The 23,644-nt window shown below is 66.6% G+C and carries 21 protein-coding genes; 15 read left to right on the top strand and 6 right to left on the bottom strand.

The window, feature by feature from the left end; genetic code table 11:
* Nucleotides 1-197: 197 nt before the first annotated feature.
* From P2G67_RS11680 to P2G67_RS11665, 4 genes are all read left to right on the top strand, one after another.
* Nucleotides 198-1,880 carry an ABC transporter substrate-binding protein gene (locus P2G67_RS11680; RefSeq protein ID WP_275823274.1) on the top strand — a complete coding sequence of 561 codons (1,683 nt, stop codon included), beginning with the start codon at nucleotides 198-200 and terminating at the stop codon, nucleotides 1,878-1,880.
* 124 nt (nucleotides 1,881-2,004) lie between these two features.
* A complete protein-coding gene (locus P2G67_RS11675) occupies nucleotides 2,005-2,937 on the top strand; it encodes an ABC transporter permease (protein WP_275823272.1) in 933 nt (310 codons plus the stop codon).
* A gap of 10 nt (nucleotides 2,938-2,947) precedes the next feature.
* On the top strand, nucleotides 2,948-3,847 hold the full coding sequence (locus P2G67_RS11670; protein ID WP_275823270.1) for an ABC transporter permease: 900 nt from the start codon (nucleotides 2,948-2,950) through the stop codon (nucleotides 3,845-3,847).
* Between the two features lie 11 nt (nucleotides 3,848-3,858).
* Nucleotides 3,859-5,979 (top strand): ABC transporter ATP-binding protein, encoded by a 2,121-nt coding sequence (locus P2G67_RS11665; protein ID WP_275823268.1) that lies wholly within the window; start codon nucleotides 3,859-3,861, stop codon nucleotides 5,977-5,979.
* 19 nt (nucleotides 5,980-5,998) lie between these two features.
* On the opposite strand, the gene P2G67_RS11660 is transcribed toward P2G67_RS11665, so the two are convergent.
* A complete protein-coding gene (locus P2G67_RS11660; RefSeq protein ID WP_275823266.1) occupies nucleotides 5,999-7,078 on the bottom strand; it encodes a TAXI family TRAP transporter solute-binding subunit in 1,080 nt (359 codons plus the stop codon).
* A 221-nt stretch (nucleotides 7,079-7,299) separates the two neighbouring features.
* Here P2G67_RS11660 and P2G67_RS11655 point away from each other — a divergent pair, with 221 nt between their 5' ends.
* Nucleotides 7,300-8,241, top strand: a complete 942-nt coding sequence (locus P2G67_RS11655) for an NAD(P)H-dependent flavin oxidoreductase (protein WP_275823264.1) — start codon at nucleotides 7,300-7,302, stop codon at nucleotides 8,239-8,241.
* Between the two features lie 109 nt (nucleotides 8,242-8,350).
* Nucleotides 8,351-9,307, top strand: a complete 957-nt coding sequence (speB, locus tag P2G67_RS11650) for an agmatinase (RefSeq protein WP_275823262.1) — start codon at nucleotides 8,351-8,353, stop codon at nucleotides 9,305-9,307.
* Between the two features lie 126 nt (nucleotides 9,308-9,433).
* Here speB and P2G67_RS11645 read toward each other — a convergent pair whose 3' ends face one another.
* The 5 genes from P2G67_RS11645 to P2G67_RS11625 form a co-directional block, all read right to left on the bottom strand.
* Entirely contained in the window at nucleotides 9,434-9,613 is a 180-nt protein-coding gene (locus P2G67_RS11645; protein WP_275823259.1) for a type II toxin -antitoxin system TacA 1-like antitoxin, read from the bottom strand.
* 91 nt (nucleotides 9,614-9,704) lie between these two features.
* On the bottom strand, nucleotides 9,705-10,901 hold the full coding sequence (locus P2G67_RS11640; protein WP_275823257.1) for a CaiB/BaiF CoA transferase family protein: 1,197 nt from the start codon (nucleotides 10,899-10,901) through the stop codon (nucleotides 9,705-9,707).
* Entirely contained in the window at nucleotides 10,898-12,229 is a 1,332-nt protein-coding gene (locus P2G67_RS11635; protein WP_275823255.1) for a phenylacetate--CoA ligase family protein, read from the bottom strand. The genes P2G67_RS11640 and P2G67_RS11635 overlap by 4 nt, the downstream gene beginning before the upstream one ends.
* Complete coding sequence (locus tag P2G67_RS11630; protein WP_275823253.1) at nucleotides 12,226-12,900, bottom strand: TetR/AcrR family transcriptional regulator; 675 nt, start codon at nucleotides 12,898-12,900, stop codon at nucleotides 12,226-12,228. Before P2G67_RS11630 ends, P2G67_RS11635 begins: the two co-directional genes overlap by 4 nt.
* Nucleotides 12,901-12,958: 58 nt before the next feature.
* Nucleotides 12,959-14,119, bottom strand: coding sequence for an acyl-CoA dehydrogenase family protein (locus P2G67_RS11625; RefSeq protein WP_275823250.1), 1,161 nt, complete (start codon nucleotides 14,117-14,119; stop codon nucleotides 12,959-12,961).
* 224 nt (nucleotides 14,120-14,343) lie between these two features.
* Between P2G67_RS11625 and P2G67_RS11620 the strand changes: the two genes are divergently transcribed.
* The 9 genes from P2G67_RS11620 (at nucleotide 14,344) to P2G67_RS11580 (ending at nucleotide 23,634) form a co-directional block, all read left to right on the top strand.
* On the top strand, nucleotides 14,344-14,742 hold the full coding sequence (locus P2G67_RS11620) for a Zn-ribbon domain-containing OB-fold protein (RefSeq protein ID WP_275823247.1): 399 nt from the start codon (nucleotides 14,344-14,346) through the stop codon (nucleotides 14,740-14,742).
* A gap of 8 nt (nucleotides 14,743-14,750) precedes the next feature.
* A complete protein-coding gene (locus tag P2G67_RS11615) occupies nucleotides 14,751-15,917 on the top strand; it encodes a thiolase family protein (protein ID WP_275823244.1) in 1,167 nt (388 codons plus the stop codon).
* A gap of 24 nt (nucleotides 15,918-15,941) precedes the next feature.
* Nucleotides 15,942-16,853: an SDR family NAD(P)-dependent oxidoreductase gene (locus tag P2G67_RS11610; protein WP_275823242.1), complete on the top strand. Its 912-nt coding sequence runs from the start codon at nucleotides 15,942-15,944 to the stop codon at nucleotides 16,851-16,853.
* A 3-nt stretch (nucleotides 16,854-16,856) separates the two neighbouring features.
* A complete protein-coding gene (locus tag P2G67_RS11605; protein ID WP_275823240.1) occupies nucleotides 16,857-17,723 on the top strand; it encodes a MaoC family dehydratase in 867 nt (288 codons plus the stop codon).
* Between the two features lie 3 nt (nucleotides 17,724-17,726).
* Nucleotides 17,727-18,887, top strand: coding sequence for an acyl-CoA dehydrogenase family protein (locus P2G67_RS11600; protein ID WP_275823237.1), 1,161 nt, complete (start codon nucleotides 17,727-17,729; stop codon nucleotides 18,885-18,887).
* A gap of 235 nt (nucleotides 18,888-19,122) precedes the next feature.
* A complete protein-coding gene (locus P2G67_RS11595; RefSeq protein ID WP_275823234.1) occupies nucleotides 19,123-20,262 on the top strand; it encodes an ABC transporter substrate-binding protein in 1,140 nt (379 codons plus the stop codon).
* Nucleotides 20,263-20,333: 71 nt separating this feature from the next.
* On the top strand, nucleotides 20,334-21,206 hold the full coding sequence (locus tag P2G67_RS11590) for a branched-chain amino acid ABC transporter permease (protein WP_275823232.1): 873 nt from the start codon (nucleotides 20,334-20,336) through the stop codon (nucleotides 21,204-21,206).
* 17 nt (nucleotides 21,207-21,223) lie between these two features.
* Nucleotides 21,224-22,927 (top strand): branched-chain amino acid ABC transporter ATP-binding protein/permease, encoded by a 1,704-nt coding sequence (locus tag P2G67_RS11585; protein ID WP_275823230.1) that lies wholly within the window; start codon nucleotides 21,224-21,226, stop codon nucleotides 22,925-22,927.
* A complete protein-coding gene (locus P2G67_RS11580; protein WP_275823227.1) occupies nucleotides 22,924-23,634 on the top strand; it encodes an ABC transporter ATP-binding protein in 711 nt (236 codons plus the stop codon). The genes P2G67_RS11585 and P2G67_RS11580 overlap by 4 nt, the downstream gene beginning before the upstream one ends.
* Nucleotides 23,635-23,644 lie beyond the last annotated feature (10 nt).

The following is a 23,644-nucleotide window of genomic DNA, read 5'->3' as shown; positions in this document are numbered from 1 at the left end:
GCTTCTCATAGTCGTGGGGGCTGACGTTGCCGCCGCCCTTTGCAGCAGATGCTTGCAGCGGGATCGGGCGGCGACGGTGGGGCAGGGAGCATGCAAGACGCCGGGCAGGCGCGAGCGCGTGTGGAGGGGCCTGGGCCCGCAAGAGATTATCAAAGGTCCGGCGCCGCTGGGCCATACGCATGAACGGGGAGACAAAAATGTCCACGAATGGCCAGGAAAAGGCAGTCAAGCGGGTTCACCCCCTTCTGTCGAAGATGAAAGAGCAACTCGAGACGGGCAAATGCGGCCGTCGCGAGTTCTTGCGCACTGCGGTCCTGCTGGGCGTGTCAGTGCCGGCTGCCTACTCGATGGCGGGCAAGATACTGGGTGAAGACCTCATGCCGCAGGCCGCGGCCCAGGAGCCGCAGCGTGGCGGCACCCTGCGCGTCGGCATGGCGGTGATGGAAGTCGGTGACCCGGCGACGGTGGACTGGTCGGAGAAGGGCAACCTGCTGCGCATGTCCATTGAGTCCCTGGTGCGCATCGGCACGGACAACCTTTCGCATCCGCTGTTGGCGGAGAGCTGGGAGCCCAATGATGATCTCACGCAGTGGACCTTCCACCTGCGCAAGGGCGTGAAGTGGTCGAACGGCGACGACTTCGGCGCCGACGACGTGATCGCCAACTTCGAGCGCTGGCTCGACCCGGCGGTGGGTTCGTCCAACCAGGGGCGCTTCTCCGCTCTCACCATCACCGAGGACGATGTAACCAAGGCGATTCCCGACGCCATGGTCAAGATCGACGACCACACGGTGCAGTTCAACCTGCGGCGGCCCATGCTGCAGTTCCCGGAAAGCCTGGGCGACTATCCGGCCCTGATCGCGCACCGCTCGCTGGGCGAGACCCTGGCCAGCGGCGGCAACTGGATGACCGACCCCATCGGCACCGGCCCCTGGGCCTTGCAGGAGATCCGTGTCGGCGAGATGGCCGAGTTCACCAAGCGCGACGACTACTGGGGCGACGAGGTCTATCTCGACACGGTCCGCTATATCGACCTCGGTTCGGATTCCAGCGCCCACTTCCAAGCGCTCGCCTCCAATCAGGTGGACATTCTCTACACCCTGGACATCAACTTGATTCCCCAGGTGGAGGGCATGCCCAACCTGCAGCTCTTCGAGAAGACCACGGCGATCACCGGCCTGGCGCGCATGCGCGTCTCCGAGGCCCCCTTCGACAACAAGACGCTGCGCCAGGCCATCCAGGCCGGTCTCGACCGGGCACGTATCCTGGAAGTGGCTTATCAGGGGCTCGGCGTGCCGGGCGAGGACCATCCGGTCTCGCCGATCCATCCGGAGTTCACCTCCCTGCCGCTGCCGCCGCGCGATGTGGAGAAGGCAAAGGAGCTGCTGGCCGAAGCCGGCTATCCGGACGGCATCGACATCACCATGCAGACGGTGAACGATCCCGGCTGGGAAAGCTCCATTGCCTTGGCGATGCGTGAACAACTCGCCGAGTGCAACATCAACCTCAACGTCGAGGTCCTGCCGGGCGGCACCTACTGGGAACGCTGGACCACCTGGCCCTTCTCCATCACCCAATGGACCACCCGTCCGCTCGGCGTGCAGGTGCTTGGCCTGGCCTTCCGCAGCGGCGGAGACTGGAACGAGACCGACTACAACAACCCTGAGTTCGATGAGCTGCTGGACCAGGCCGAAGGTACGGTCGACGTAGAGGAGCGTAAGGAGATCGTCCTCAAGCTTGAGGAGATGATCCAGGATGATGCCATTTCCATCACACCATTCTGGACCAAGATTTACACCGGGAGCACCGACAAGGTGCAGGGCTTTGCGTACCACTTCGCGCGCGAGTTCCATCTAGAGAAAGTCTGGCTCGCGGCCTGAGGCCCAGGGCTGAACGAGTGGTGGTCGGCGGCACGTCCGTGATGGGCGACGCCGCCGGCTGCCGCATCCTGCCGGGGCGTCAAAACCTGATGCCGCGGCGGCACTCTCGCGAGGCGAAGCGATCATGCTGATCTTCGTCGGCAAGCGGCTGGTCTACATGGTGCTCACCATGTTCGCCATCTCCCTGATCCTCTTCCTGGTCATGGAGATCAACGGCGAAGCGGTGGCGCGGCGTGTGCTTGGCCCTTTTACCTCTGCGGAACAGATTCAGGCCTGGCTGGAAGCGAATGGCTACCTCCGGCCCTGGTATGTCCGCTATGTCGAGTGGCTGGGTAACGTCCTTTCGGGCGATTTCGGGCAATCCATTCGTTTCCGCGGTCCGGTGGCGGACGTGCTTTGGCCTCGGCTGGGCAACACGGCGATCCTCGCCGGTGTGACCTTCGCCATCATGGTCCCCCTGGCGCTGACGCTGGGCGTCTTGGCGGGCATGCGCGAAGGCAGCAAGACCGACCGCAGCATCACTGTCGCCTCGGTCATCACCACCTCCATTCCCGAGTTCGCCAGCGCGGTGCTGCTCACGGTGCTCTTTACCACTTGGCTCGGCTGGTTGCCTGGGACTTCCGCCATGTCGGATGGCTGGAACCCGCTGGAATTGATCCTGCCGGTGATGGTGCTGGTGCTCTACGGCTTCGGCTATATCGCGCGCATGACGCGCGCTTCCATGGCCGAGGTGATGCAGCAGCTCTATATCCGCACCGCGATCCTGAAGGGGCTGCCCTATCGCACCGTGATCATGCGCCATGCCCTGCGCAACGCCATGATCGCGCCCTTCACGGTGATCATGCTGCAGATCAACTGGCTGCTGTCGGGGGTGATCGTGGTGGAGGTGGCCTTTGCCTATAAGGGCTTCGGATCGCTCATTCTCGAAGCCGCGCTCAATCAGGATGTCTACCTGTTGGAGGCGGCAACCATGGTGGCTGTGCTGGTGGCGGTGAGCACCCAGGTCCTGGCGGACGTGGGTTACACCCTGCTCAACCCGCGCATTCGCTTCAAGTAGGGGGCGAGGGATGGCTGACACAGTCAACACCAAGACGGCCGCTTCGCCCGGTGGGTTGCGTGGACTCCTGCGCAGCATGATCGGCGGCCTCGGGCTGCTGCGGGAATCCACCATCGGCATGATCGGCTTCGGCCTGGTGTTCGTCTGGGCCCTGGTGGCGCTCTTCGCCCCGCTGATTTCTCCGCTCTCTCCCACGGCCCAGATTCAGCCCTTTGCACCACCGGGCACGGTGACGGAAACCGGCCAGACCCTCTGGCTGGGTGCAGACCAGCTCGGCCGTGATGTGCTATCGCGCATCATCTACGGTTCGCGCACCGTTCTTTTCTATGCCCCCATCGCGACCTTCTGTGCTTATTTCGTCGGCTGCATCTTCGGCCTGCTGGCGGGCTATCTCGGGGGTTGGGTCGACGATCTGCTGAATCGCGTGGCGGACATCATTCTCGCTTTCCCGGTGCTGGTACTCTACGTGGTGATCATCGTGTTGATCGGTCCTTCGGGCCTCAACATCATCCTGGCGGTCACCTTCGCTTCGGCGCCGGGTATCATGCGCATCGTGCGCGGGCTGACGCTCGATTTACGCAATCGCGACTACATCGCGGCCGCCCAGACCTCCGGCGCCAGCCTGTCCTGGATCCTCTTCGTCGAGCTGCTGCCCAACGCCCGCGGGCCGCTGATCGTCGATGCCTGCCTGCGCATGGGTTACGTCATCATCACCATCGGTGTGCTCGGCTTCCTGGGACTGGGCCTGCCGCCGCCCACGCCGGACTGGGGCAGCATGGTGGCCCAGAGCCGCGCCATGATCACCTTCGCCCCCTGGATGGCGATCTTCCCCGCCATTGCCATTTCCTCGCTGGTCCTCGGCTTCAATCTCCTGGCCGACGGCATCCGCGAGATCTCGCTGCGCGACTGAGGAAAGGCGCCATGAGCCAAGCCAGTACGCCGACCTTCGATTGGACACCCGACCAGCCGGTGCTGGAATGTGAAGGGTTGTGCATCAGCTACTTCACCCGCGCCGGCGAGATCCCCGCGGTGCTGGATTTCGACCTGAAGGTGATGCAGGGGCAGTCGGTGGGGCTGGTCGGGGAGTCCGGTTGCGGCAAGTCGACCGTGGCCATGGCGGTGATGCGCTATCTCGGGCGCAACGGCGGCATCGTCGGCGGCACTGTCCGCTACAAGGGACGCGACATGGCCAGCCTCTCCGCCGAGGAGCTGCGTCAGCTGCGCGGCGGCGAGATCGCCATGATCTATCAAGAGCCCATGGCATCACTGAACCCCTCCATGACCCTGGGCCGACAGCTCATGGAGGTGCCGCTCAACCACGAAAGCGGAATCAGCGAGAAAGAGGCGCATGAGCGGGCCGCCCAGATGCTGGCGGACGTGAAGCTGCCGGACCCCGAGCGGGTGATGCGGGCCTATCCGCATCAGATCTCCGGCGGTCAGCAGCAGCGCGTGGTCATCGCCATGGCCCTGCTGTCGCAGCCTTCACTGCTCCTGCTGGACGAGCCGACCACGGCGCTGGACGTCACCGTGGAGGCGGGCATTGTCGAGCTGATCGGCGAGATCGCCGCGCGCTTCAACACCTCCATGATCTACATTTCCCACAATCTGGGCCTGATCCTGGAGACCTGCGACCGCATCAACGTGATGTATTCGGGCGTGGTGGTGGAAGAGGGCAGCGTCGAAGAGGTCTTCGACCGCATGCGCCACCCCTACACCCGTGGCCTGTTCAACTGTATTCCCCTGCCGGGCGCGGACAAGAACGCGCGGCCGCTGATTCCCATCGTCGGGCAACTGCCGCTGCCGCACGAGCGGCCGCAGGGCTGTTACTTCGGGCCGCGCTGCGAGTTCTTCGAAGGCGGACGCTGCGACGCCGGACCGATCCCCATGGAAACCATCCCCGATCAGACGGGCCATCGCACCCGCTGCCTGCGCTGGCAGGAAATCGACTGGGACGCCAAGGCGCGCGGCAGCGACGCTGGTGAGGAGATCGACGAGGGCGAGGTGGTGCTGCGGGTCGATAGCTTGCGCAAGTACTACGAGGTGCGCGACAGCTCCATCGCCGCGCTGATCAGCGGCAAGCGACTTCGTCACGTCAAGGCCAATGAGCGCATCACTTTCGATGCCCGGGAGGGGCAGACCGTTGCCATTGTGGGCGAGTCCGGTTGCGGCAAGTCGACCTTCGCCAAGGTGCTGATGGGCCTGGAAACCGCGACCGAGGGCAGCATTGCATTCCGTGAAGCGGACCTGGCGGACAAGCCGATCGAGAAGCGTTCGGCGGCGGAAATCGCCTCCATGCAGATGGTCTTTCAAAACCCCTTCGATACTTTGAACCCCAGCCACACCATCGGCGGACAGTTGGCGCGGGTGATCAAGAAGTTCGGCGTGGAGAAGGACCCGGCGAAGGTGCGCCAGCGGGTTCTGGAGCTGCTCGACCTAGTCAAGTTGCCGCGTGAGTTTGCCCGCCGGCGCCCACGCCAGCTCTCCGGCGGCCAGAAGCAGCGCGTGGGCATCGCGCGTGCCTTCGCCGGCAATCCGAAGATGGTGGTGGCCGACGAGCCGGTGTCGGCCCTGGATGTGTCGGTGGCGGCGGCGGTGACCAGCCTGCTGACCGACATCCAGCGCAGCTACCGCACCACCCTGCTGTTCATCAGCCACGATCTGAGTCTGGTGCGCTACCTGGCCGACCGGGTCGTGGTCATGTACCTGGGGCACATCGTGGAGCAGGGGACGACCGACGAGGTCTTCTCACCTCCCTATCATCCCTATACCGAAGCTTTGCTGTCGGCCGTGCCCATCGCCGACACCTCCATCGAGAAGAAGCGGATCATTCTGGAAGGTGCGCTGCCCTCGGTGCTCAATCCGCCCAAGGGCTGCCCCTTCAACACCCGCTGCCACCGCAAGATCGGCCGCATCTGCGAGACCGAGGTGCCGCCGATGGTGGAGACCGAGCCCGGTCATGTGATTGCCTGCCACATCCCCGAAGAGGAACTGCGGGCCATGGATCCGGTGATCGCCGAGAAGCGGCCGGCGGCGGCCGAGTGAACTGGATACGGCGTGAGGGTCAGCCGCGATCCTCTGCCGGTTCAGCCTCCTCCGGGGCGTCCAGGTCGAAGGGCTCGGTGACCGACATGCCCATTTCCTCGTAGAAACGCCGCGCGCCGGGGTGGAGCGGCACGCCCAGACCGTCCAGCGCCGTTTCCAGCCGGATCAGGCGGCCCTTGGGGTGGCCTTCGTCCAGCAGATGCCGATTGTTCGGGTGCCAGAGGGCCGCGGTGATGGCGTAGACCAGATCGTCGCTCAGGGCAGTGGTGGTGAGCCACTGGGCGCCGATCGACAGGCTGGTGATGGGAAAGGTCGATGGGTAGGCCCCGGGCGGCACGTTGGTGCGGGTGAAGAAGGGATAGCGCGTCTGCAGCGTCTGCGCCGGATCGCCGGTGATCGGCACCAGATTGATCGGGGCTTCCCGCGCCAGGTCCTGGATCGAGGGCGTCGGCACCCCGGCCACCATGAAGAAGCCGTCCAGTTCGCCGACCCGCAGCATGCCGGCGGCGATGTTGGCCGGCACGTAGTGAGCCTCCAGGTCGTCGGGTGACAGGCCCCAGGCATCGAGGATGAGCTTCGCGTCCACTTGGGTGCCGGAGCCGTCGGCGTCGATGGAGATGCGCCGGCCGCGCAGGTCCTCCACCGAGCGGATGTTGCTGCCGGCGCGCACGACAAGGTGCACCACCTCGGGATAGAGGTTGGCGATGGCGCGCAGCTCTTCTTGGGGCGTCTGCCCTTCAAAGGGCCCTTCCCCCTGGAAGGCCCAATAGGCCACATCGGCCTGGCAGAAGGCGGTCTCCAGTCGGCCCTCCGCAAGGCCGACCACATTGTCGACCGAGCCGTGGGTGGTCTGCACCACCGCAACCAGCCCCGGCACGCCGCAGGAACCGCCGCGTTCGCACTCCCGGCTGCCGGGCGGGCTGGAGATGGCGCTGGCCAGCAGACTGCCAATGGGAAAGTAGATGCCGGCGGTGGACGCCGTGCCGATGCGCAGAAAGCTTGGGTCTTGGGCACGCAGCGCCGACGGCAGCAGCGGCAGACTGCTGGCAGCGCTCAAGACGGCGAGGAGATGGCGGCGGGTGAGGCCCTGGCGGTCCATGGCGAGCGCGTCCCTTCTTGCAGCCTCTCCAGGATAGGCCGAGGAACGCAGCATGGCCAAGGCGATCTCGCGGCCATTTTTTGGCAGGGGTTATGACAAGGCAGCCGGACACAGCTTCCTGGCGTTGCCAGTCGGCCCGCGACTCTGCCACTGTGGCGATAATCTCCCTTCCGTCCTTCCCCGACCCACGCGGTCATCCCTGCCGACAGGAAAGCGCGCTCATGCAAACGCCTCTCACGGATCTGCTCGCCATCGATCATCCCCTGCTGCTCGCCCCCATGGGCACCGTGGCCGGTGGAAAACTCTGTGCTGCGGTCAGCGATGCCGGGGGACTGGGCCTGCTTGGCGGCGGCTATGGCGATGCGCAGTGGCTCGAACGCGAACTGGATTTGCTCGAGGGCAAGCGCTTTGGTGTGGGCTTCATCACCTGGAGCCTGGCGCGCCAGCCGGAACTGCTGGACCTGGCCCTGGAGCATAGGCCCGAGGCGGTGATGTTCTCCTTCGGCGAGGCTTCGGCTTTCGTGGCCAAGGCTGCGGCCAGCGGCGCCAAAACGATCTGTCAGGTGCAGAGCCTGGCCGCGGCACGCCAGGCGCGGGACTGGGGCGCCGACATCATCGTCGCCCAGGGCACCGAGGCCGGCGGGCACGGCGGCGCGCGCTCGACCTTCACGCTGGTGCCCGCCGTGGTCGATGCGGTGGCGCCGCTGCCGGTGGTGGCCGCCGGCGGCGTGGCGGACGGCCGCGGTCTGGCCGCGGCCCTGATGCTGGGCGCCACCGGGGTGCTGATCGGCACGCGCTTCTTCGCCTCCGACGAGGCCCTGGCCGCACACGGAGTGAAGCAACGCCTGCTGAGCGCGGCCGGCGACGAGACCCAGCGCACCCGGGTCTTCGATCTGGTGCGGGGCTATCCCTGGCCCGACCACTTCACCGGCCGGGCGGTCGCCAACGACTTCCTGCAACGCTGGCACGGCCGCGAGGCGGCGCTCTCCGCCGACCTGGAGGCCGAGCAGGCGCGCTACTTCGAGGCGACGGCCCGGGGTGATGCCGACACGGCGGTCGTCTTCGGCGGCGAATGCCTGGACCTGATCGCCGAGCAGAAGCCGGCGGCGCAGATCGTGGCGGAGATCATGCAAGAGGCGCAGGCCCGGCTGTCGCGCTTCTGAGTGCAGCGCTTCACCTCGAGAATCTGTAAAGTAAAGATCGGCTAAAATCGCTTTTCCGCCGGGCGTGTGCGGGACGATGGTCAGCCAGGACCAGTTCAAGGGACAGGCAATGAGCGAAGAGCTTTCCGCCACCGACACCAGCGCCATGCTGACGCCGCGCTATGCCGAGATCGCCACCTTCCTGCGCGCGCCCCTGGCCGGGGACTGGAGCGCAGTGGACATCGGCCTCTTCGGCATTCCCTACGACGGCGGCATCACCAACCGCGCCGGCGCCCGCCACGGTCCGCGGGCCATTCGCGACGCCTCCTCGCTGATGCGCATGATCCACCATGTGACGCGCTTCAATCCTTACGAGGTCTGTCGCGTGGCCGATCTCGGGGACGTGCGCTTCCGGTCGGTCTACGACCACGAGACGGTCATGGCGGATATTGCGGCCTTCGCCGGCCGGGCCCATCAGGCGGGCATGCGCCCCTTCGCCGTCGGCGGCGATCACAGCGTCTCTCTGGGCCTCCTGCGGGCCGCAGCCGAGCGGCACGGCCCGCTCGGCCTGGTGCACGTGGATGCCCACACCGACACCTGGGACCAGTTCCACGGCTCCAAGTTCATGCACGCCACGCCTTTCCGCCGCGCGGTGGAGGAGGGGCTGATCGACCCCAAGCGCAGCATCCAGATCGGCATCCGCGGCGCCCAGAACTCACCCGAAGGCTGGGAGTATTCCCGCGAGCAGGGCATGCGCGTGATGTTCATCGAGGAGGCACAGGACCTGGGCCCGGCCGCCGTGGCCGCCGAGGCGCGCCGGGTGGTCGGCGAGGGCAAGGTCTATCTCAGCTTCGACATCGACGGCCTCGACCCCGTCTATGCCCCCGGCACCGGCACCCCGGAAGCCGGCGGCCTCTCCATCCACGAAGCCCAGCGCTTCCTGCGCGCGCTCGACGGCCTCGACTTCATCGGCGCCGACTTGGTGGAAGTCGCCCCGCCCTTCGACGTCGGCGACCTCACCTCCCTGTCCGCCGCAACCCTGATCTACGAAATCCTGTGCATCATGGCTGGGAGGTATGCGGCGTAGGGGCGTGGCTGTCTTCGTTCTGGGAGTTAGCCGCTTTTATCCCGGTCAGATCCAACAACTGAGCGGCGACTGCATGCGGCTAATGGTCGGTGATCTCAGATAGCCGCTCTATTGTGAAGCGAGCCGTCACTTGGGCCCGACGAGTTCAGCATGCCGCTGCGCTGCCCGCTGCAGGCGCGCGTTTGGTTGCCGCGGATTGATCAGTGCTTCGGCAAAGCGAATCTGATCCTCGGGGTTGAGCCGCTGCAAGTCTGCCTGGTCAACCTCGCTGGCGGCGGTTTCGCTTTCCATGGTCGATCTTGGCATGGTTTGCCCTCCTCGCCGCAGAATATGCGAAAGAATGTAGTACAATCCAGCGAAGCAATTCTGCGCAGTTGCGATACTTTGCGCCATCACCCTAACGCACCACCCCCGCCGCGCGAAACCCCGCCACGGCCCCTGCGTCGAGTCCCAGGACCTCCCCAAGAACCTCTGCCGTGTGCTCGCCCAGGTCGGGTGGGGCGATGGGCGCGCGCACGGGTGTGCCGCTGAGTTTCAGGGGGGAGCCGGGGAGGGGTAGGGGGCCGAGGCCGGCTTTTTCGGCCACCTGGCGTAGGCCGCGGGCCAGCACTTCCGGTGCCTCGAAGACCTCCGAGACGCTGCGCACCGTGCCGGCGGGAATGCCGGCGGCGCGCAGGCGCTGTAGGCAGTCGGCGGTGTCGAACTGCTCGAAGGCCTCGTTGAGGGCCGGGATCAGGCTTTCGCGGTTCAGCACCCGGGCGCGGTTGGTGGCATAGCGCGGATCATCGGCCAGTTCCGGTCGCGCGATCACCACCTCGCAGAGCTTGCGGAACTGCGCATCGTTGCCCACGGCCAGCGCGATCTCCCCGTCGCTGGTGGGAAAGAGCTGATAGGGCACGACGGTGGCGTGGGCGTTGCCGTAGCGCTTGGGCTCGCGGCCGGTGCCCAGATGCCCGCTGGCGACATTGGCCAGCGCCGCCACGGCGGAGTCCAGCAGCGAGATGTCGATGTGCTGTCCCTCGCCGGTGCGGCCCCGGGCGATCAGGGCCGCGAGAATCGCCTGGGTCGCGTTCATGCCCGAAAGCAGGTCGCAGATCGCCACGCCCAGCTTCATGGGCTGCCCATCCGCCTCGCCGGTGATGGCCATGAGGCCGCTTTCCGCCTGGATGACGAAGTCATAGCCGGGCTCGGCCGCGCGCGGGCTTTCCCGGCCGTAGCCGGAGATCGAGCAGTAGACCAGGCGCGGGTTGACCGCGCGCAGGCTCTCCCAGTCCAGGCCGTAGCGCGCAAGCGCGCCGAGGCGGAAATTCTCCACCACCACGTCGGCCTCGGCGGCCAGGCGGCGGACCAGTTCGGCGCCTTCAGGCTTGGCGATGTCGATCGCCAGGCTCTTCTTGCTGCGATTGCAGCAGAGGAAGTAGGTGGAGAACTCGCCAATCTCCGGCGGGCGCCAACTGCGGGTGTCGTCGCCGCGTTCGGGGTGCTCCACCTTCCAGACCTCGGCGCCGAGATCGGCCAGGGTCTGGGTGCACCAGGGCCCGGCCAGGATGCGCGAAAGGTCGAGGACCTTGATGCCGTCCAGCGCGCCCGTCATGACCGCAGCAGCCGCTTCGCCTTGTGCACCGCCCGGGGCAGGCTGCCGGCTTCGACCACCTCGACGGCCGCGCGCACGGTGAGAAGATCGCGGATGCGCGCCGCCAGTTGGCCGCCGAAGTCCTGTGGCGCGTCCGATTGGGCCTCCACCGTGAGCTTGAGACCGGTGAGAAAGCCGGTGGCCGGATCCTTCAGGCTGTCGTCGACGATGATGCGGTACTCGCCCGTGGCGCCGGGGTGGGAGCGGATGACGTCCTCGATCGCCGTGGGGAAGACATTGACCCCGCGCACGATCAGCATGTCGTCGGCCCGGCTCAGCACACCGCCGGGCAGGCGGGCATGGGTGCGCCCGTCCGGCGCCGGGCGGCTGTCACGCACCACGATGTCTCCGGTCCACCAGCGCAGGAGCGGCCCGGCCTCCTTGTCCAGGTGGCTGACCACCAGCACGCCGCGTTCGCCATCGGGCACCGGCTCCATTGTTTCGGGGTCGAGGATCTCGGCATAGATGAAATCCTCCGCCAGGGTCGGGCCGCTTTGCGCCGCCGTGTCCCAACCGATGGGCTGGCTTTCCAGGCTGCCGTAGCAATCGAAGGTCTTGGCGCCCCAGGCCTCCTCCAGGCGCGCGCGGGTCGCCGGGATGCTGGCACCGGACTCGCCGCCCAGGCAGAGCATGCGCACCGGGGACTGGCGGAGGTCCTGGCCCATCTCCGTCGCCACCTCCACGAGATGCGCGAGGAAGGAGGGCGTGCCGATCACCGCGGTGGTGCCGAAACGGAAGATCGATTCCACCTGGCGCTTGCTGTCGCCGCTGCCCCCGGGAATCACCGTGGCGCCGACGGCCGTGGCCGCCGCGGTGGCGCCCAGGCCGCCGACGAACCAGGCGTAGCTGAAGAGGCACTGGAAGACGTCCGTGCGCCGCAGCCCCTGCGCATAGAGGTATCGCGCGTAGAGGTCGGACCAGCGCTCCAGGTCATGGGCGGTCCAGCAGGCGGGCGTCGGCTGCGAGGTGGTGCCGGAGGAGAAGTGCACGCGCACCACCTCCGCCGGGTCCACGGCCAGCAGTTCGCCCCAGGGCGGGGCGGTTTCCAGGCCCTGGAGGTAGTCCTGCTTACGGGTGACCGGAAGCTTGCGCAGGTCTTCGAGCGAGCGCAGGTCACCTGGCGCAAAGCCGATCTCCCGAAAGCGCCGGGCATAGAAGGGGCTGTCGCTTGCAAGCCGGGCCACCTGGGCCTGCAGCCGCTCGAGCTGATGGGCCTCAATGCGGTCGCGTGACCAGAGTTCGGCCGCGTCCCAGACCGTTTCGGAGTGGGGGCGGGGGGCGTCGGTCATGGCAGCGGCTCTCCCTTGCGCAGGCCCTTGACCACGAAATCCGCGATCATGCGGGCAATGATCTCAATGTCTTCCGAGCTTTCACCGCGACGGGGTTGATACCACACGGTGAGCCAGTTAAGCGCCCCCAGAACCGGCTTGGTTGCCAGGCGCGGTGGCTGCACCGCGAAGTCGCCCTCGCGCATGCCTTCGCTCAGCACCTCGGCGAAGAGCTGCTCATAGTCGTCGCGCAGCCGCACGATGGCCTGCAGGGTGTGCTGGTGCCGAGCGGTGGCGCCGCGCAGCAGGTGGCGCTCCAGCTTGCCGACCGCCACCTTCTGCTCCGGGCTGCGCGTCATCAGCATGCGCGCATGGGCCATGGCCATGGCGTGGAGCCGCTCCGCCGCGGTGCCGGGGCCATCCAACAGCGGCGCGACCGTGGCGATGAGCGTCTCCATGGCGCCCTGATGGATGCCCAGGAAGAGGTCGGCCTTGCTCGGGAAGTAGTGGTAGACGCGTCCCTTGGTGGCGCCCAGGCGTTCGGCCACATGGTCCAGGGAGGTGGCAGCGTAGCCGTATTCCATGAAGATCTCGGCCGCGGCCTCGAGAATCTCCCGGCGTGAGGATTCGGGGTCGCGTCCATGGCTTCGGCTGCCGGCGCGCGCCTCGCTCTTGCGTTTGGCCGAACTCATGGCTGGAGACCCACGCTCCCGACCTGGTGCGTCCGCGAGGGCGCGGTGGCGGCCGGGGTCACCCCTTGACCTCCACCTCACTGCGGATTGCGCGGCCCAGAACCAGGCGCTGGATCTCCGAGGTTCCCTCGTAGATCTCCAGGATGCGCTGGTCGCGGTAGAGGCGCTCCACCTTGGAGGGCTTGCAGTAGCCGTCGCCGGCCCAGACCTGCATGGCCACGTCGGCGGCCTTGTGCGCCACCTCGGAGCAGAAAAGCTTCGCCTGGGCACCGATCACCTGCACGTCCTCGCCGCGGTCATAGGCCTCGGCCGCGCGGTAAAGCAGCAGGCGGGCCGCGGTGATCTGGGTGGCGACATCGGCCAGGGGGAAGGCGATGCCCTGGTTGTCGATGATCGCCTTGCCGAAGGTTTGTCGGCTGACCGCCCGTGCCGCGGCTTCGCGGAAGGCGCCGATGGCGAGGCCCAGGGACTGGGCGGAGACCATGATGCGGCCGACATTGAGCGTCTTCAGCGCCAGGCGCAGGGCCCGGCCGCTCTCGCCCACCTGGGCGCTTTGCGGCACCAGGGTGTCGAGGCGAAGGTTCGAGGTCTGGGTGCCGCGGATGCCCATCTTGTCGGAGAGGTGGTCGACGCTCACACCCTCGGCTTCCTTGTCCACCATGAAGGCGGTGATGCCGCGCCCGCCGGCCTCGGGGTCGGTCTTCACGAAGGCCACGTAGTAGCGCGAGGCGCCGCCATTGCCGATCCAGAACTTCTCACCGCGCAGGCGCCAGCCGTCGCCTTCCTCGACGCCGGTGGCGGCCATGGCCGCCGGGTCCGAGCCGGCGGTACGCTCGCTCAGCGCAAAGCTGGTGGCGGTACCTTGGGCCATGGCGCGCAGATAGACATCCTTCTGCTCCGGCGTGCCGGCGAGCAGCAGCGGGAAGGCTCCGAGCTGGTAGGCGCAGAGGATGGCGGCGGTGGAGGCGCAGTCTTCCGCGATGCGCTCGACCACCGACACGGTTGCGGTGAGGCTGGCGCCCTGGCCGCCATACTCCTGGGGCAGGAACAGCCCGGCGAGTCCGCTGTCCACCAGATGCGGGATCGTTTCCCAGGGATAACGCTGCTCCCGGTCCAGTTCCTCGGCCAGTGGCGCACAATGCTCCCGGCTGAGGCCGTCGGCCGCCGCACGCCATTTGCTAGCCTCGGCATCGAGCTCCGGTTCCCAGATTACCGCCATGGGGGCGTCTCCCGCGTCAGGATTGTGTCTTGGCACGATTAGGGATTCCTACCCACAGGTATGTCAAGCACTCTGTCTCGTGGAGCGGCTGTTACGGTTTAAGACTTTGTAAATGCAAGAAGTGTTTCGATTGTGCGGCTGGATTCACTTTTGCTGTTGCGAAACATCCCCATCGGTATGTAGCCTTCACCGCAACAGCCACGGAAGCCAAGCGGGAGGCCCGGGTGACAGAGGCGGCATTCGAAGGTCCCGGACCGGACGTCCGGTTTCGGGAGTTCCTGGCGGCAGGAGAACTGCAGCTGCAGTACTGCGCGGCCTGCGCCGCCGTGACGGCGCAGATGGTGGTGCTCTGCCCGAGTTGCGGTGCGCCAGACCTGACCTGGCGCCGCGCCAGTGGGCACGGCACGGTTTATTCGGTGACCGTGGTACGCAGCGGCCCGGGTCGCGATGCCCCCTACTGCGTGGCGCTGATCGACCTGGATGAGCGCGCGCGGGTGATGAGCCGGGTCGAGGGCGTGGCACCGGATGCGGTGCACATCGGCATGGCGGTCGTCGCCGAGGTGGTGCAGCCGGCCGAAGGTGAGGCCTATCACATCTTCCGACCCGCGGAGGTGCAGGCATGAGCGCGCCCATGAGCAGGGGCGAGAGCGGACGCCACCTCCGCGGAAAAGTGGCCGTCGCCGGCATCGGCAACACTAAGCGCTGGGACGCCCCGGGGCGCAGCGCCTTCGACCAGCTGGGTGAGGCGGTGCAGCTGGCGCTCGGCGATGCGGGCCTGCGCAAGCAGGATGTGGACGGCCTTTTCTGCACGCTTTCGGTCAGTGGTTTTCCGCTGCTGAACGTGGCCGAGCGTCTCGGGCTGCAGCCGCGCTACTTCGACGGCTCCATGGTCGGCGGCTCTTCCTTCTTCGGGCATGTGCGCTCGGCGCTGCTGGCCATCGAGGCCGGGCTCTGCTCCGTGGCTTTGATCTGCTACGGCAGCAATCAGCGGAGCGCCGGCGGCAAGCTGGTTTCGCTGCCCGACCCGCAGCCGGCGGAAGCGCCTTACAACCCGCTCTATCCCATCAGCTCCTACGCCCTGGCGGCGGCGCGCCACATGTATGACTACGGCACAACGCGCGAGCAGCTGGCCGAGGTGGCGCTGGCGGCCCGGGCTTGGGCTCAGCGCAACCCCGCGGCCTTCAAGCGCGAGCCCTTGAGCCGCGACGAAGTGCTGGCCTCGCGCCCGGTCAGCGATCCGCTGACCCGCGCCGACTGCTGCCTCGTGACCGATGGCGGCGGGGCCCTGATCCTGGTTTCCGCGGAGCGAGCCAAGGACCTGCCGGCACCGCCGGTCTATCTGCTGGGGGTCGGCGCGGCGCTCAGCCACCGGCAGATCGCCAACATGCCCGATCTCACGACGACCTGTGCGGTGAACTCGGGGCAGCAGGCCTATGCCATGGCCGGGCTGGGTCCGAAGGACATCCCCATGGCCCAGCTCTATGACGCCTTCACCATCAACACGCTGCTCTTCCTCGAGGACCTGGGCTTTTGCCCCAAGGGCGAGGGCGGGCGCTTCGTCGAGGAGGGGGGTATCGCGCCGGGCGGGCGCCTGGCGGTCAACACCAATGGCGGCGGCCTCTCCTGCAATCATCCAGGCATGTATGGCCTCTTCCCGATGATCGAGGCGGTGGAGCAGCTGCGCGGCCAGGCGGGCGAGCGCCAGGTGATGGACGTGGAGGTCGCGCTGGCGCACGGCAACGGCGGTGTGCTGTCCTCGCAGGCGACGGCGATCTTCGGCACAGCCGCCGCGCTATAACCAAGACGTAAGGAGATACGATCCATGGGCTTGCTCGAGGGCAAAGTGGCGCTGGTGACCGGTGCGGGGCAGGGGGTCGGCCGAGCGCTGGCCATGGGGCTGGCGCAGGCCGGTGCTGCCGTGGTGGTCAACGACATCGGAGTCAGCCTGACCGGTGCTGCCGAGAACGAGGGTGCGGCTGCGGCCGTGGTGGCCGAGATCGAGGCGGCCGGCGGCAAGGCCCTGGCGAACAGCGACAGTGTGGCGGAGTCCGAAGGCGCGGCGCGGCTCGTGGCTGCGGCGCGTGACACCTTCGGCCGGCTCGACCTGGTGGTGAACAATGCCGGCATCCTGCGCGACCGCATCTTCCACAAGATGACCCAGGAAGACTGGACATCGGTCATCGCGGTTCACCTCAACGGCTCCTTCAATGTGTCGAGCGCCGCCGCGCCAATCTTCCGCGAGCAGGGCAGCGGCAGCTACGTGCACATGACCTCCACCTCCGGGCTGATCGGCAACTTCGGTCAGGCCAATTACATGGCGGCGAAGATGGGCATCGTCGGCCTGTCGCGCGGTATCGCCATGGACATGCAGCGCTTCGGCGTGCGCTCCAACTGCATCGCGCCTTTCGCCTGGAGCCGGATGATCTCCTCCATCCCGACCGAGACGGAGGCCGACAAGGTGCGCGTCGAGAAGCTCAAGCGCATGACGCCTGAGAAGATCGCGCCGCTCGTGGTCTTCCTCGGCTCCGATGCGGCCAAGGAGGTGAGCGGGCAGATCTTCGCGGTGCGCAACAACGAGATCTTCCTGATGAGCCAGCCGCGGCCGCTGCGTGTGATTCACCGCGGCGAGGGCTGGACCCCGGAAGGGGTGGCCGAAATGCTGCCCGGCGCCATCGGGCCCTCGCTTGTGCCATTGGAGCGCTCGGCCGAAGTCTTCACCTGGGATCCGGTCTGAGCCATGACCATCGACCGCGATCACCTACTCGCCCTGGACATTCCCGAGGTTCGGCAAAGCTGGGGGCCGGACCAGGCGATCCTCTACGCGCTGGGCTGCGGCGCCGGGTTGGATCCCCTGGACGAGGCCGACCTGCCTTTCGTCTATGAAGAGGCAGCCTTCAGCGTGCTGCCGTCCTTTGGCACGGTGCTCGGTCATCCCGGCTTTTGGGCCCGCGATCTGGACAGTGGCATTGACTGGGTGCGGGTGGTGCACGGCGAGCAGGGCTTCCGCCTGCACCGGCCGCTCCCAGCCAGCGGCGAGGTGCGCGGCAAGAGCCGCGTGGTCGAGGTGATCGACAAGGGCGAAGGCCGCGGTGCGCTGGTCTATGTGGAGCGGCGCCTGACCGATCCGGCCGGGAAGCTGCTGGCAACCGCGACCCAGACCCTCTTCTGTCGGGGCGATGGCGGCTTCGGCGGCCCCAGCGGCCCCGCGGCCAAGCCCGCGCCGCTGCCGGAGCGTGCGCCCGATGAAACGGTTACCTTGGCCACCTCGCCACAATCCGCCTTGATCTATCGCCTCTCCGGCGACCGCAATCCGCTGCACGCCGACCCCGCCGTGGCGCGCAAGGCAGGCTTCGAGAAGCCGATCCTGCACGGCCTGGCGACCTTCGGAATCGTCTGTCGGGCGCTGGTGCGTAGTCTCTGTCCGGAGCGTCCGCAGGCGCTTTCGGCCATGGACGGGCGCTTCTCCAAACCGGTCTATCCGGGCGAGACCATCGAGACCGACATCTGGCGGCTGGACGAAGTGGGCGCCTATGCATTCCGGGCCCGGGTCGGGGAGCGGGTGGTGCTGGACAACGGCCGCGCGGCCGTGGCGACGGGAGACTAGCCGGTGGATTTCACCCTGAACGACACGCAGCTCATGCTGCAGGACACCGCCCGCCGCTTCGCGCGGGAGGAGCTGCCGACGCTGGCCCGCCAGGTGGAAGATGCGGCCGAGCCCGTGCCGGCCGAATGGCTGAAGCGCTACGCCGAACTGGGTTTCCTGGGCCTCAATACCGGTGAGGCATTCGGCGGCGCCGGGGCCGGGCATCTGGATGCGCTGATCGTCTTGGAGGAGTTTGCCAAGGTTTCGGCCGCGGTTGCCTTCCCGGTTTTCGAGGCCTGCACCGGGCCGGTGCGCATCGTCGAGCGGTTCGGCAGCCCCGAATTGCGCGAGCGTGTCGTGCCCCAGGTGGTGGCTGGGGAGATGATCGTTGCCATTTCCATGTCCGAGCCGGACGCCGGCACGGCGCTCACTGACCTGCGCACGCGCGCGCGGATCGAGGGCGACGAGATCGTCATCAACGGCAGCAAGCGCTGGTGCAGCGGCGCCGGGCACTCCCAGGGCTACGTCGTTTTCTGCCGCCTCTCCGACGCGCCGGGCGCCAAGGGTGTCGGCGCGGTCTTCGTCGATCGCGAGACGCCGGGTCTCAGCTTCGGGCCCCAGGAAAGGCTGATGGGCTTCCGCGGCATCCCCAGCGCCGACATGACTTTCGAGGAGGTGCGCGTTCCGCGCAGCCATCTGCTGGCCGACGCTGGAGAGTTCGGCAAGCTGATGCAGGCCTTCAACCTGGAGCGCTGCGGCAACGCGACCATGTCGCTGGGGCTGGCCGCCGGGGCGCTGGAGCAGGTGCTGGACTACGTTCAGGACCGCGCGCAGTTCGGCAAGCCCATCGTGGATTTCCAGGCGGTGCAGCTCCGTCTGGCCGAGATGGCGACCAGAGTGGAAGCAAGCCGCCTCCTGATTCACCGCGCCGCGGCCGTGCCGCCCGGCAGCTTTCCCGAGGCGCAGCAGGCGGCCATTGCCAAGTGCTTCGCCAATGAAATGGTGCGCGATGTTGCCGGTGCCGGGGTGCAGCTCATGGGCGGCTACGGCTATGCCAAGGAGTACGGCATGGAGCAGCGCCTGCGCGACGCCTGGGGCTGGGGCATTGCCGGCGGCACCGTCGATATCCAGAAGATCAACATCGCCGCCGGCCTGGTCGGTCGGCGCTTCGATCAGCGGCGTTGATGAAGCTGCGGAGGGCCGGACGATGACAGCACGATCGCGCGACCGCGGCGCACCAGCCCTTGCGGCCGTTGACAGCCATCATACTGGGCTATGTGATACATCAAACATCTACACGGGAGGAGCCGGGATCCCGATCCCTTCCTGTTAGGGCATCGACACTGCGATGCCGGACTCAGGCGGCCGGAGAAGCCGCCGCATGACCCCAAAAACAGAAACTGCATTGGAGGAACGAGTTATGAGACGTGAATTGCTTGGGCTGGCGGCGGCCAGTTTAGTGGCCTTTGCCGCCGCGGACAGTCGTGCCGAAGACCCGGAAAAGTTTACCATCGGCGCCATCCTGGCGATGAGCGGCAGCGGTGACTGGTACGGCAAGGTCATGAGCGCCGGGATCGAACTGGCGGTCGAGGAGATCAACGCCGAGGGCGGCATCGACGGCATCCCCCTGGAGGCGGTCTTCGAGGACCACAAGAGCGGCATCGCCCGCGAGGGCGTCAATGCGATCAACCGCCTGATCAACATGCACGACGTGCAGGCAGTCTTCTCCTCCTTCTCGCCGCCCACCATCGCCATCGCTCCCATCGCCGATGAGCAGGGCATTCTGGTGGTCAATGGCGGCGGCGTCAGCACCGCCATGGTCGGCATCTCCGACAACCTCTTCCACAACCGCTCGCTGGCCTCGGATCTGGGACGTGCCGCGGTGGCCTTCGCCGACGAAGAGGGTTGGAGCCGCATGGCGCAGATCGCCTGGCGCACCGACGCCGGTGAAAGCATCATCTCCGAGGTCGAGCCCTACTGGGAAGAGCTGGGCGGTGAGGTGGTCGCGACCGAATGGATGGACCAGGGCGCGACCAACATCGACACCCAGATCGCCAAGATGCGTACCGCCAATCCGGACTTCCTGGCGCTCTGGCTCTTCAGCCCCGATCCCGGCATGGCCATGCGCCGCGCGCGGGAGTTCGGCATCGACGTGCCCGTGGTCGGCGTGGAGTACACCGCGGACGTGGCCGAAATCGGTGGTGATCACATGGAGGGTTACTACTACACCTCCGACTACTTCACCCCGACCGATGACTGGTCGCAGCGCTTCCAGGAAGCCTATCGCGAGCGCTACGGCGAGGATCCGGAGTTCTACGCGGCCAACTACTATGAAGGCGTCTATCTGATCGCGGAAGCGATCCGGCGCGCCCGGGCTGAAGGCGGCGACTACTACGATGGTGCCAATCTTGCGCGCATCATCCGCGAGCAGCCGACCTATCCCAGCGTTTACGGCGGTGAAATGACCTTCCAGGATAACGGCGTCGCCCAGAAGCGCGTTGCACTTTTCCAGATCCAGGACGGTGAGAGCGAGTTCCAGCGGTACCTGGACCTCGAATAACCCCCTTTGCTTGACCGCACCCGGAGTGGCCCAAGGCTGCTCCGGGTGCCTCCTACTTCGGAGCCTGCGCGATGGATCTCGCCCTGCAGCTTCTCGTCAACGGAGTCATCACCGGCAGCCATTACGCGCTGCTCGGCGTCGGCTTCGGCATCATCTTCGCCACCACGCGGATCGTGCACTTCGCCTACGGCCCGATTTTCACGGTGGCGGCCTATATGGCTTGGTACTCGGCAGCGATGCTGGGCTTGCCGATCCCGGTGGCTCTGCTGATCGCCATCCTGGCGGCCGTGCTGCTGGGCGTGGGCAGCTACGTGCTGCTCTACGAGCCCTTCGAGAAGCGCCAGGCGCCCCACCTCGTACCGCTGATCGCCTCCCTTGGTCTCTACATCGTGCTGGAGAACCTGGTCGGCATTATCTTCGGCTCCGGCGTGAGGGTGGTGCGGGAATTCACCAACGGCATCCACTTCATGGGCCCGGTCTTCTTCACCACCATCCACATCTGGCAAGTGGTGGTCCTGGTGGTGCTTGGCGGCGCGCTGGCCGTCTTCCTGCGCTGGACCAGCTACGGTAAGGCCGTGCTGGCGATGACCGACAATCCCGAAATGGCCCGAATCATCGGTATCGACACCCGCAAGGTGGCAATCCTCGTCTTTGCCATCGGCTCGGCCATCTCCGCCCCCTCGGCGGTGCTGATCCTGCTCAAGGATGGCGCCACAACGCACATGGGCTTCCTTGCCGTCTTCATGGCCTTCGTCGCTGTCATCGTTGGCGGCATCGGATCCATCAAGGGGGCGGTGATCGGCGGCTTTGCTCTGGGCATGGTGGAGAGTTTGGGCATGCTGCGCATTCCCACGGAATGGCAGAGTTCCATCGCCTTCATGCTGCTCTTCCTGGTGGTGCTGTTGCGGCCCCAGGGCCTCTTCGGCGCAGCGATGCGACGGTAAGGGGGAACGCCGCAGCAATGGAATACATCCTACACATTCTCGTCATGGCGTCGCTCTACGTGATCCTGGCGACGTCCTTCAATCTGTTGATCGGTTTTGCGGGCCTTTTTGCCCTGTCCCATGCTGCCTTTTATGGTCTGGGCGCCTACGTCACGGCGATCCTGACCACCAGCCTGGGGATGCCCTTTCCTATCCCGCTGATCGCGGGTGTGGCCTTTGTGGCGGCTGTCGGCGTCCTGGTCGCGTTGCCGGCAATCCGGGTGTCCGGGGAATACCTGGTCATCATATCCCTGGCGCTGCAGATCATCGTGGTCGAGGTGATCTTGAACTGGCGCGGCCTAACCGGTGGCGGCGACGGCATCGCCGGCATTCCCAACATCACGATCTTCGGCGGGCGCCTGTCCTCGCCGGGAACCTTCCTGCCGCTGGCCGTTGCATTTGCTGCGGGTTGCTTCTGGATAGCCTGGCGCCTGGCGCATTCGCCCTTCGGGCGAGCCCTGCGGGCGATGCGCGAGAATGCCTCCGCCGCCCAGGCCTGCGGCAAGGACCTCGTCTATATGAAGCTGACCGTCTTCGCCTTTGCCGCCGGTCTGGCGTCGATCGCGGGCGGTCTCTATGCCCACTACTTCAACTACGTCGGCCCCGACGGCTTCACCATCGACGAGACGATATACATCCTGGCCATGGTGATCCTTGGCGGCACCGGAAACCTCTGGGGGTCGGTTGTGGGCGCCCTGGTGCTGGTGGGACTGCCCGAGGCCCTGAAGTTCATCAACATGCCGGTGGACATCGCCGACAAGGCGCGGCTGGTGATCTACGGCGCTCTCTTGATCCTGATCCTGCGCATTCGTCCCGAAGGCATCCTGCCTGAGCCGCAGTCGCGCAGCGTCACGGCCACGGCCACCGCCGGCGGGTCGCAAGGCAAGGCGCAGGAAACCCTGCTGAAGGCGGAAGGCAGTGCGGATGCCCAGCCCATCCTGGAAGGCCGCGGCCTGCACAAGTCCTTCGGCGGCATCACGGCGGTGTCGGGCTTCGACATCGTCATGCGGCGCGGTCAGGTGACCGGCCTGATCGGGCCGAACGGCGCCGGCAAGACCACCGCCTTCAATCTCCTGACCGGCTTCCTCAAGCCGGACGAGGGCGAGATCCGCTACAAGGATAAGTCGATCGCCGGGCTCAAGCCGCATCAGATCGTCGGCGCTGGCGTCGCTCGCTCCTTCCAGGACCTGCGGCTCTTCACCAAGATGACGGTGCTGGAGAACGTGGTGGTGGCTCTGCCGCGCCAGTCCGGCGACAATGTGTTCAAGGCCTATTTCGCACCGCGCCAGGTGGCGCGCGAGGAACGTGAGAATGCCGAGCGGGCCATGGAGGTGCTGCGCTTCGTCGGGCTGGAGGACAAGGCAGACGAGCGGGCGGAAAATCTCTCCTACGCCGAGGAGAAGCTGCTGGTGGTGGCACGTCTCTTGGCCACGGGTGCGGAAGTGCTGCTCTTCGACGAACCGCTTTCCGGCCTCGACGGCAATGCGCTGCAGGAGATCTTCCCGGTGATCCGCCGCCTGGCGGAGGAGGGTAAGACGATCTGCATCATCGAGCACAATCTGGATGTCATCAAAACGCTCTGCGACACCGTCTACTTCCTCGATGAGGGGCACACCATGGCGGTGGGCTCGCCTGACGAGCTGATGAACGATCCGGAACTCGCCGAGAGGTACTTCAAATGAGCACGGCGATCCTGGAAGCGCGCGATCTCTGTGCCGGCTACGGCAAGAAGCAGATCGTCAACGGCGTCAGCCTGTCCCTCAACACGGGCGAGGTGCTGCTGATCCTCGGCCACAACGGCGCCGGCAAGACCACCTTCGTGCGGGCACTCTTCGGGCTGATGACACCCATGGCCGGCCAGGTCCTCTACGAGGGCAAAGAGATCACTGGGCGCAAGCCTGCAGCCAACGTGGCCGACGGCATCGCCTTCGTGCCACAGGGCCACGGCATCTTTCGCAGCCTGTCGGTGCACGACAATCTGGAACTTGGCGGATTCGTCGAGCCCGACAAGTCGGTGCTGCCGCAGCGCCTGGAGCAGATCAATGGCCTCTTCCCGATCCTGAAGGAGCGGGCGAGCCAGACCGCGGGCACTCTGTCTGGCGGCCAGCAGCAGATGCTGGCCATCGGCATGGCGCTGATGCACGAGCCGCGGGTGCTGATCCTGGACGAGCCCTCGATCGGCCTGGCGCCCAATCTGGTCGAGCGCGTGATGAGCAGCATCACCGAGATCAACCAGCGCTTCGGCACCTCGATCCTGATCATCGAGCAGAACGTGCCCCTGTCCCTGCCCATCGCGCACCGTGCCGCGGTGATCAAGACCGGAGAAGTGGTCTACGAGGGCGCGCCGGAGCCGCTGCAGGACCACGTCAAGCTGATGCAGCTCTTCTGAGCCGAGAGGA

The sequence above is a fragment of the Aquibaculum arenosum genome, assembly GCF_029222965.1.
In the GTDB taxonomy this organism is placed as follows: domain Bacteria; phylum Pseudomonadota; class Alphaproteobacteria; order Kiloniellales; family DSM-21159; genus Aquibaculum; species Aquibaculum arenosum.
This window is presented reverse-complemented; position numbering and strand designations above follow the sequence as displayed.